Source organism: Geomonas sp., from assembly GCF_056994735.1.
In genome coordinates this window covers 1-9,045 of sequence record NZ_JBXKJL010000321.1, presented here as the reverse complement: position 1 = coordinate 9,045, position 9,045 = coordinate 1, and the positions used below count along the sequence as shown (strand labels likewise).

8 protein-coding genes are annotated in these 9,045 nt (G+C 61.5%); all 8 read left to right on the top strand.

Annotated features, from left to right (window positions below; all coding sequences use genetic code 11):
- Positions 1-232: 232 nt before the first annotated feature.
- The 8 genes from AC11W3_RS14175 to AC11W3_RS14140 all read left to right on the top strand — a co-directional run bounded on the left by AC11W3_RS14175 (position 233) and on the right by AC11W3_RS14140 (position 9,011).
- Positions 233-1,054 carry an IclR family transcriptional regulator gene (locus tag AC11W3_RS14175; protein WP_484093195.1) on the top strand — a complete coding sequence of 274 codons (822 nt, stop codon included), beginning with the start codon at positions 233-235 and terminating at the stop codon, positions 1,052-1,054.
- Between the two features lie 69 nt (positions 1,055-1,123).
- Positions 1,124-1,435 (top strand): DUF485 domain-containing protein, encoded by a 312-nt coding sequence (locus AC11W3_RS14170; protein ID WP_484093194.1) that lies wholly within the window; start codon positions 1,124-1,126, stop codon positions 1,433-1,435.
- 22 nt (positions 1,436-1,457) lie between these two features.
- Positions 1,458-3,446 carry a solute symporter family protein gene (locus AC11W3_RS14165; RefSeq protein WP_484093193.1) on the top strand — a complete coding sequence of 663 codons (1,989 nt, stop codon included), beginning with the start codon at positions 1,458-1,460 and terminating at the stop codon, positions 3,444-3,446.
- 162 nt (positions 3,447-3,608) lie between these two features.
- The gene (locus tag AC11W3_RS14160) at positions 3,609-4,823 is read left to right on the top strand and encodes a DUF294 nucleotidyltransferase-like domain-containing protein (RefSeq protein WP_484092229.1); all 1,215 of its coding nucleotides are present in this window, start codon (positions 3,609-3,611) and stop codon (positions 4,821-4,823) included.
- 80 nt (positions 4,824-4,903) lie between these two features.
- Complete coding sequence (locus AC11W3_RS14155; RefSeq protein ID WP_484092228.1) at positions 4,904-5,227, top strand: DUF4212 domain-containing protein; 324 nt, start codon at positions 4,904-4,906, stop codon at positions 5,225-5,227.
- Positions 5,220-6,731: a VC_2705 family sodium/solute symporter gene (locus AC11W3_RS14150; RefSeq protein WP_484092227.1), complete on the top strand. Its 1,512-nt coding sequence runs from the start codon at positions 5,220-5,222 to the stop codon at positions 6,729-6,731. Before AC11W3_RS14155 ends, AC11W3_RS14150 begins: the two co-directional genes overlap by 8 nt.
- Before the next feature lie 205 nt (positions 6,732-6,936).
- The gene (locus AC11W3_RS14145; protein ID WP_484092226.1) at positions 6,937-8,178 is read left to right on the top strand and encodes a putative nucleotidyltransferase substrate binding domain-containing protein; all 1,242 of its coding nucleotides are present in this window, start codon (positions 6,937-6,939) and stop codon (positions 8,176-8,178) included.
- A 5-nt stretch (positions 8,179-8,183) separates the two neighbouring features.
- On the top strand, positions 8,184-9,011 hold the full coding sequence (locus AC11W3_RS14140) for a sugar phosphate isomerase/epimerase family protein (protein WP_484092225.1): 828 nt from the start codon (positions 8,184-8,186) through the stop codon (positions 9,009-9,011).
- Positions 9,012-9,045 lie beyond the last annotated feature (34 nt).

Genomic DNA, 9,045 nt, shown 5'->3' with positions numbered 1-9,045 from the left:
CGTTGCGCGCGGCTGATAACAGCCCGCTATAACCAATTTTATCGCCACACCTTCACGGCATTCTATTGAAAAATAACCATCACAAAAGCACTTAGCGCGCTCACGAAGAAAGATAAAAAAATTCTTGCATAAAAACAAAATATTGTTATATTTGGTCAACGTCGACGCCAACCCGTTACACCGTGAAAGTAGATAAGCCAGCACCTGGTGGTTCTGTAACAAGAGGTAGCCCATGCACCATTTCGAGACCAAGTACCCCATTTTAAATGTCAGAAAGGCGTTGGAACTGCTTGAGAAACTGGCGGAAAGCGCCGAGGATCTCCCGCTGCAAACTCTTGCAGACAGTATCGGGTACAGCCGCAACAAGACTTACCGGCTGCTTGCCACCCTTAGCGAGAAGGAGTTGGTGGATCGTGATCCGATCTCCGGTGCCTACCAACTCGGCGCCAGGGCCATCGCGCTGGGCCGCAAGCTTGCCGACAGTTCGAATGTTGCCAGAGAGACCAAACAGATCCTCCGGGAGCCGACGGACGGCTCGAGTCTCGTCACCTACGCCCACCCGATTCTGGAGGAGTTGGCCCGAAAACATGGCGAAGCTGTCTACATGACCGTCATCAAGGACAACGAGGTGCTGTTCCTCAACATGGTCGATTCTCTTCAGCCGGTTAAGGCGCAACCTCTCATCGGGAGAAAGTTCCCTTTCTTCACCAACGCTGCCGGGAAGGTCATGAAGGCCGTCGATTCGTGGGACTTGCTGGAAAGGTTGTGCAGAAGGGACAACAAGCGCTGCAAGCCAGCGGACCTGGAAAAGTTGGCAAGAGAATTACAGCAGATAAGAAACACCGGGGTTGCCGTCGATAACGGCGGACTGGGGGACGGCATCATAACCGTCGCCGTCGCTGTCAGAGATTATGCAGGGAAAGTCGTGGGTGCCATAACGCTGCTGGGCCCGTCGGTCCGACTGCTGGCCGAGCGCATCGAGAACGAGATCATCCCTTCGCTCCAGGAGGGCGCTGGCCTCCTTTCCGCCAGATTCGGCTATCTACCCGCGTGACCCCAACTTCTATAGAAACGAGGCGTTCCATCAAGCTGCGCATTCTTCAATAAGAGGAGGAAACAAACCATGGCAGAAAAACGGTACGACTGGTCAGCGATTGCCAGAAACCCGAAGTTCGTGGAGCTTCATCACAAGAAGACGGCCTTCCTGTTCGGCTGGTGGATCTTCTCCTGCGTCTACTACTTCCTGCTCCCCATCGGGGCGGCCTACACGCCGGCGATCTTCAAGGTCAAGATCCTGGGGTCGATCAACTTCGGTTACATGTTCGCCCTCTCCCAGTTTTTCGTATCCTGGGGGATCGCCCTCTACTACTCCCACGTCGCCAACAAGGACTTCGACAGGCTCACCCGTGAGCTGATCGACGAATTACATCTCTAGCAAAGGAGGATACGACATGACCATGAAGAAATTAATCATCGCCGCAAGCATGGCTCTTACTTTTGCCGCAACCGCCTTTGCTGCAGAGCCGACCAAAGCGACCGCCCCCGCAGGCGGAGCACCCGCCGTGAGCGCCCCCGCCGCTGCTCCGGCCACCCCGGCCGCACCGGCCATGGCAGCGACCGCACAGAAGGCGGCCGCTCCCGAGGCAGCCAAAGCGGCCGAGCCGAAAACCGAACTCAAGACCAACAAGACCATCACCATCGGCCTGTTCGCCATCATCATCGGCATCACCATGGGCGTCGTCGTCTGGGCCGCCAAGCAGACCAAGACGGCAGCCGACTTCTACGCCGCAGGCGGCGGCATCACGGGAACCCAGAACGGCTGGGCCATCGCCGGCGACTACATGTCGGCAGCCTCCTTCCTCGGTATCTCCGGCCTCATCTCGCTGTACGGCTATGACGGTTTCATGTACTCGGTCGGCTGGCTCGTCGCCTACATCACCGTTCTCTTGATCGTGGCCGAGCCGTGCCGCAACGCCGGCAAGTACACCCTGGGCGACATCCTCTCCTTCAGGACCTCGCCCAAGCCGGTCCGCGCCTTCGCCGCCATCTCCACCGTTTCGGTCTCCACCTTCTACCTCACCGCACAGATGGTCGGCGCAGGAAAGCTGATGGCCCTGCTGATAGGGATCCCCTACAAGACCTCCATCATCGGCGTCGGCGTCCTCATGGTCGGCTACGTCGTCTTCGGCGGCATGACCGCCACCACCTGGGTACAGATCATCAAGGCCGGCCTCCTCATGTCGGGCGCAATCCTCCTCTCCATCATGGTCATGGCTAAGGCAGGCTTCAACCCGGTAGGCTTCTTCGACATCATCGTCAACAACCCGAACATCCAGGATCACGTCTCCAAGCTGGCGCTGAAAGACGGCGTCATCATCAGCGGCATTGAGGCAGGACAGCGCTTCCTTGAGCCGGGCCTCTACATGAAGAACCCGCTTGACCAGATCTCCCTCGGCATGGCCCTCGTCTTCGGTACCGCCGGCATGCCGCACATCCTGATGCGCTTCTTCACCGTCCCGACCGCCCAGGCCGCCAGGAAGTCCGTTATCATCGCCATGTTCATCATCGGCGGCTTCTACGTCCTGACCACCCTGCTCGGCTTCGGCGCCGCCATCAACCTGACCCCGCAGGCGATCACCGCAGTCGACGCCGGCGGCAACATGGCTACCCTGATGCTGGCCCAGCAGATGGGCGCCGACGTGGCACCGATACTCGGCGACATCTTCCTGGCCTTCCTCTGCGCCGTAGCCTTCGCCACCATCCTCGCCGTCGTCTCCGGCCTGGTGCTGGCGGCCTCCGCAGCTATCGCTCACGACATCTACGTGAACGTGATCAAGGACGGCCACGCCGATCAGCACGAGCAGGTCTTCGCTGCCCGCGTGACCTCCTTCGTGGTCGGCGCCTGCGGCATCCTCATCGGCATCGCCGCCGAGAAGCAGAACGTTGCCCACCTGGTGGCACTGGCCTTCGCAGTCGCCTCCTCCGGCAACCTCCCGGTCGTCGTGCTCTCGCTCTTCTGGCGCAAGTTCAACACCGCCGGCGTCATCTCCGGCCTGGTGGTCGGCACCGTGGTCTCCATCGCGCTGGTGCTGGTATCCCCGAACATGACCTACCCGAAAGTGGTGGCAGCCGGCGCCAAGAAGGTAGTCGTCGCCCTCGAGAAGAAACAGGCTGCTCTTCCCGCCGGTGCAACCCTGAGCGAGAAGGACACCAAGGCTCTCGCCAAGGCGAAAGACGAGTCCAAGCAGGACGGCACCTCCCTCGTCGGCCTGGAGAAGCCGCTCTTCACCCTCAAGAACCCGGGCATCGTCTCCATTCCGCTGGGCTTCCTGGCCGCCATCCTGGGCGCCCTGGCCTTCCCCAGCAGGCGCTCCGAGGAGATGTTCGACGAGGTCTACGTCCGCCAGAACACCGGTATAGGCATGGCCAAGGCTGTCGAGCACTAGGAACCAAATTCGCAAGCGACAGAAGATGGGGAAGGGAAACCTTCCCCATTTTTTGTGCCCTCTCCACATCGCTGCGCAGCAGGGGTGAAGACAAACAGTTTTACAAATTAGAATTTTTATGTAGAATCATCCCGAACCGACCGCAGCCTCCTTGGAGCAGCCATGCCGCACCAGATCTTCCCGCCCGAAATAAGCGACGCCGAACTCCTCCAGGAGTTGATGGGGCGGGTCCACGCCTATCTGCCCCTTCTCGAGAGGGAGGAGATCGGGGAGCTGCTGCAGGCACTGAAGAGGAACGCGGAAGAGGAACTCCAGGATATCAGCACCTTCACCCGCCGCGAAGACGAGCTCCTCCGGGCCATACCAGAGAGCAGCTACCTGTCCCTGGCACGGCTCCATGAAGAGTTGAACGCGCTGGAAATGGAGCGATTCCTACGGTTTTACTCGGTCCCCGCCCTGCACGAGAACTGCACCTCCTACCGTGACGCCCTGGCCGGCCGGGCCCTCGCCCTGGTGCAGGAGGAGATGCCGCACCCACCCCCTCTCCCCTTCGCCCTGATCAGCATGGGGAGCGACGGCAGGGAAGAACAGACCCTCATCACGGACCAGGACTACCTGATCGTCTACGGTGACGACAGCTCCGATGAGGACGACCGCTACTTCGAAGCCCTGTCGCATCTGCTGGTGGAAAGGCTGGCGGAGATCGGCTTCAAGAAGTGCACCGGCGACATCATGCCGTCCAACGAGAAATGGCGCGGCTCGCTGTCGCACTGGCAGCGCCGCCTCCTCTCCATCGTGCGCTACGAGGTGGAGGACTACGGCAAGAACGTGATGGACCTCATCGTCATCTCGGACGCCCGCTATGTGGCTGGTGACCGGGAACTGGCGGAAGAACTGATCAGCCGGATCAGGACCCTGGAGCAGGATTATTTCCAGGCACTCTGGGGGATGGCCAAGGCGGCCACGGAGATGAGGCTGGCCTTGGGCTTCCTGAAGAAGATCTGGACCGAGGGGAGCGGCGAGCACAAGGGGGAATTCAACGTCAAGCTCCTGGCCTGGGCGCCGCTGGTGATGAACGTGAGGATCCTGGCCATCAACCAGGGTATCCCGGCGACCTCGACGGTGAAGCGCATCGAGCTGTTGGAGCGGGAGCGGAGCTTCTCACCGGCTACGGCCCGTGGTCTGATCGAGGCCTACCGGATTCTGACCAAGCATCGCATCCTGCTCCAGATCAAGGTCATCAAGGGGATACAGGACGACGCCTACTACCTCAACCCGTACTCGCTCCCGAGCGAGGAGCGGGAAAAGATCAGGCACGCCCTGCTGCTGGTCGAAGACCTGCAGAAGATCATCCACACCAACTTCTCCATCATGTAACCTCTTCCGGGTCGAGAGAGTCTCGGTCCAGCCTTTGACGTCAACAGGAAGGAAGCGCAGCGACCCTGAAGGAGGACATCATGAGCCACCAGAACAAGCGCTACCAGGTCAATCTCTTCCGTCCCAAGATGGGGCACATGCGGGACGAGGTGATCATCATCTTCGCCATCCTCTTCGGCTGGGCCGTCTGCACCTTCGGCTTCCAGATCCTGCTCGCACTCTGTCGCGGTACCGGTGCCGGGCAGCTCTTGACCGGGCTCTCCCTCTTCGGGCTGCCGCTGCACTTCTGGTTCACCGGCCAGTTCCTGCCCCTTTGGTTCATCGTTCTGTGCGTGATCTTCAACCTCTACATCGACCGGATCACCGAATACCACAGCCGCAGGAGAGATCGAAGCTATGAATGATTCGACATGGTCCATCCTGGTCGTCCTCTGCGTCCTGGTCTCCTTCCTCGTGGTGGGGCTGAGGCAGAAGTCGAGGGACAACATCGAGTACGGCTTCGGCGGGCGCTACACGGGAAGGATCGGCGGCGGCGCGGCCATCGCCAGCAACTGGATGAGCGCCGCCAGCCTGATGGGCCTCGCCGGCCTCATCTACCTGCAAGGGTACCAGGCGCTGGCCTACGTCATCGGCTGGACGGGCGGGTACGTCCTGCTGCTGGTGCTCCTCGCCAGCCAGATACGCCGCTTCGGCAAATTCACCGCCCCCGACTTCGTGGGCGAGCGTTACGGCTCCTCGGCCGCCCGCCTGATCGCCGCCGTCATTTCCATCACCATCTCCGTCATCTACTGCGTGGCCCAGTTCAAGGGGATCGGCATGGTCTTCTCCTTCATGCTGGGGATCGATTACCGGCACGGGGTGATCTACGGCGCGCTGGCCGTGGTCTCCTACCTGGTCATTTCCGGGGCACTCGGGGTGCCGCGCAACCAGCAGCTCCTCTATTTCGTGATCGTGGTCTCCTTCATACTGCCGCTCATGTGGCTGGCCCGCAAACTGGGATACTTCTGGCTCCTCCCCCAGTTCGGCTACGGCGAGGCCATCGGAGACCTGACCCGGCGTTTCAACATCGACCTCACCTCCCCCTTCACCCACGGAACGCTCTTTAGCTGGTGCGCCCTCTGCTTCACCCTCATGGTCGGGACCGCGGGGCTGCCGCACGTGCTGTCGCGCTTCTACACCGTGCCCAACATCAGGGACGCGCGCTGGAGCGTGGTCTGGGGGCTTTTCTTCATCGCCTTGGTCTACTGGTCGGCCCCCGCCTTCGCGGTTTTCGGGAGGTTGCTGGATGCCCAAAATGGGCAGACGCAGCCGCTGCCGGCCATGGCGGACATCGTGATCCTGAAAACGGCGGTCATGGCAGGAATCCCGGGCTGGCTGGTGGGAGTGTTGGCAGCCGGGGCACTGAGCGCCGCCTTCTTCACCGTTGCCGGCCTGTTGATGACCGGTGCGGCATCGATCTCCTACGACATCTTCTACAGCCTCCTCAATCCGCGCGCCAGCGAGTCCGCCAGGATGAACGTCGCCAAGGGTGGATCGCTGGTGCTGGCGGCGGTGGTGCTACTGCTGGCCCTCGACCCTCCGGGCCTGATAGCGGAGATCACGGCCGTTGCCTTCGCGCTGGCCGGAAATACCATCTTCCCCCTTTTCCTGCTGGGGATCTGGTGGGAGCGGGCCAACCGCGAGGGGGCCATAGCTGGGATGCTGACCGGAGTCCTCTGTACCTTCGCCGAACCTCTTTTCGGTGGCGTTCTGCCCCAGGCCTCGGCCTGGTTCCCCATTACCTCGTCCGCGCTCTGCGGGGCACCGCTGGTCATCTGCGTCATCATCGCCGTCTCGCTGGTGACCCCGCCGCCGCCGGAAGAGATGAGAAGATTTCTGCAGGAGGAGGTACACGGGTACCTCGACTAGCCGGTATGGAGTTTCCCGTCGCACCCCGCCCCCCTCCCTTGACGGGCCTGCTCGCTGTAGCGCTTCGGCGCGCAAGCGGGAGGGGGGGGTGAAGCTGCCAACACGTTAAAATGAGGAACGTTCCCCCACCCCCTGCCCCCTCCCGCAAGGGGAGGGGCGACGCGGGGACGCGGTAGTGGTGTAATTCAACTTTCTGGAGCGATCCATGCCGATGCTGTTGGGAACCAAGGGGAAGGATATCCTCGCGTGGCGCGCCAGTTCCGAACTGATCGCGTCGCTTAAGGACAGTTTCGCCCACAAGTGGGGCCGCAGTTCGTCCAGGGAGGCGGAGGCACTGCTAAAGCGGTTCATCGAGGCCCTGGGCGATGAACTGGACTACGAGACCGAGCTGCTGCGGGAGGTCTCGACCCTTGACGAGGGTATCTACGATGCCCGCTCTCCGGTGGAACTGTCACCGATTCTGGCGCGTTACCGGGAGGTGGTCTCGGCTCATTTCCGCCGCCGGCGGTCGGTACTGGCGCTGTGCAGCATCTGCAACAAGTTGCATGACCGCACAGCCTCGAAGGCGCTCTCCCTTGCCCACGAGCGCATGCTGCAGCTTGGCCAGGGGAGCGGCCCCCTGCACGCCCTCATGGTCTGCGGAGACCGCGGGCGCGGCGAACAGACCCTCCGCAGCGAAAACCGCTACCTGCTGCTGCACGAGGAGGACAATCCACGCTCCCTCCTTTTCAGCAGACAACTTTCCGCCTCCCTCAAGGATGCCGGACTCCTCGGCAACGAGGGGATGTTCTGGCACGGTTCGCTCGCCAGGTGGCGGGACCTCTTGGTAGGGAGCCGGGGAGAGAGCGCGGGGCGGGAGTCATCCCCTTTCCAGGACGGGCAGGGGGGGGTGTCGGAGTGGGAATGGCGCCTGGAGGCGATGAGCGATCTCTCCTTCATCTACGGCGACCAGCAGCTTGCTGCCGCGGCGCTCGAGTCGGCGGCCAAGTCGTTGCTGGAGGAACGAAACCGTGCGCCGTTCGTGCAGCTTGCCCGCCGCGTGATCACCATGCCGCTGGCCCTGGGGCGATTCGGGCGCTGGCGGCTGGAGCGGGACGGCGAGCACCGGGGAGAGCTGAACCTGCAGACCTTGGCTATCGATCCGCTGGTCATGATCGTGCGAGTGCTGGCGGTGCAGGCGGGAATCGGCTCCGGGGGAACCATCGCCAGGATCCAGGCGCTCCTGGAAAAGGGCATTCTCTCCGTGGAGCTCTCGGAGCGGCTGCTGAAGGCTTATCAGTGCCTGATGCAGTTGAGGATCCTCAGCGAGATACAGACGGAGCAGTGCGGCGCCTACTGCAGCATAGAGGGACTTGAGCTGGACGAGGATGAGCGACTGCGGGCGTCGCTCGACACGGTTTTGAACCTGCAGAAGATCGCGTACCAGAGAATGGTCGAACTGGGATAGGAATTATGAGAATTTCGATCTCGGCAGGGACACTCTTCATCTTTCCGCTGGAAAAGGTCTTCGAGATCGCGGCGGAAGTGGGATTCGACGGGGTGGAGCTGGTCATCAACGAAGAATTCCAGAAGGTGAACTCGCGCCGGCTGATCAACAGGCTGGCCGAGACGCTGCCCATCATCTCCATGCACGCCCCCTTCATGCCGCTGGACGGCTGGGGGAGCCAGATCGACTCGCTCAAGCGATGCGTCGACATCGCAGGAGACTGCGGGATCGGCCTGGTCAATTTCCATCCCCCATCCTGGCTCGGATTCGAGATCGGCTACTGGCGCTGGCTGTACCGGATTCATGATTTTCAGAAGGAGATCGGGGGGAACGAGGTGGCCGTGACCCTGGAGAACATGCCCTGGACGGGGAAGTACCGGATCAACGGCTACATCCTGTCAGAGACCCAGAAGATGATCGAGTTCCTCCAGGAGAGAAACCTCTACCTGACCTTTGACTGCACCCACATGGGGTCCGGGAAGGCCAACTTCATCAACGACTTCTACCTCTGCTACAACAGCGGAAGGATCAGGAACATCCATTTTTCCGACTACGGCCACGGCCGGCAGCACCTGCTCCCGGGCCACGGCATCCTCCCCCTCACCCGCTTCCTGGACCACCTGAGGAACACCGCCTATAACGAGGTGCTGACCCTCGAACTCTCCCCCTACGAGTTTCCCAAGGGGGAGCAGATCATCGTCGAGAGCCTGAAGGAGATCCTGGCCTACCTGCGGGGGGAAACCGCCAAGGCTCCCCTCTCCGAGTCCCATCAAGCACACCCTTCCGCAAGCTAGTATAAGCAGCCGCTGGATGGGAGCGTTGAGCCGG

What these genes read in the sequence shown, in the direction of transcription:
- AC11W3_RS14160 (WP_484092229.1), top strand. Translation starts at nt 3,609, where the DNA reads ATGCCGCACCAGATCTTCCCGCCCGAAATAAGCGACGCCGAACTCCTC.
- AC11W3_RS14145 (WP_484092226.1), top strand. Translation starts at nt 6,937, where the DNA reads ATGCCGATGCTGTTGGGAACCAAGGGGAAGGATATCCTCGCGTGGCGC.
- AC11W3_RS14165 (WP_484093193.1), top strand. Translation starts at nt 1,458, where the DNA reads ATGAAGAAATTAATCATCGCCGCAAGCATGGCTCTTACTTTTGCCGCA.
- AC11W3_RS14175 (WP_484093195.1), top strand. Translation starts at nt 233, where the DNA reads ATGCACCATTTCGAGACCAAGTACCCCATTTTAAATGTCAGAAAGGCG.
- AC11W3_RS14140 (WP_484092225.1), top strand. Translation starts at nt 8,184, where the DNA reads ATGAGAATTTCGATCTCGGCAGGGACACTCTTCATCTTTCCGCTGGAA.
- AC11W3_RS14150 (WP_484092227.1), top strand. Translation starts at nt 5,220, where the DNA reads ATGAATGATTCGACATGGTCCATCCTGGTCGTCCTCTGCGTCCTGGTC.
- AC11W3_RS14170 (WP_484093194.1), top strand. Translation starts at nt 1,124, where the DNA reads ATGGCAGAAAAACGGTACGACTGGTCAGCGATTGCCAGAAACCCGAAG.
- AC11W3_RS14155 (WP_484092228.1), top strand. Translation starts at nt 4,904, where the DNA reads ATGAGCCACCAGAACAAGCGCTACCAGGTCAATCTCTTCCGTCCCAAG.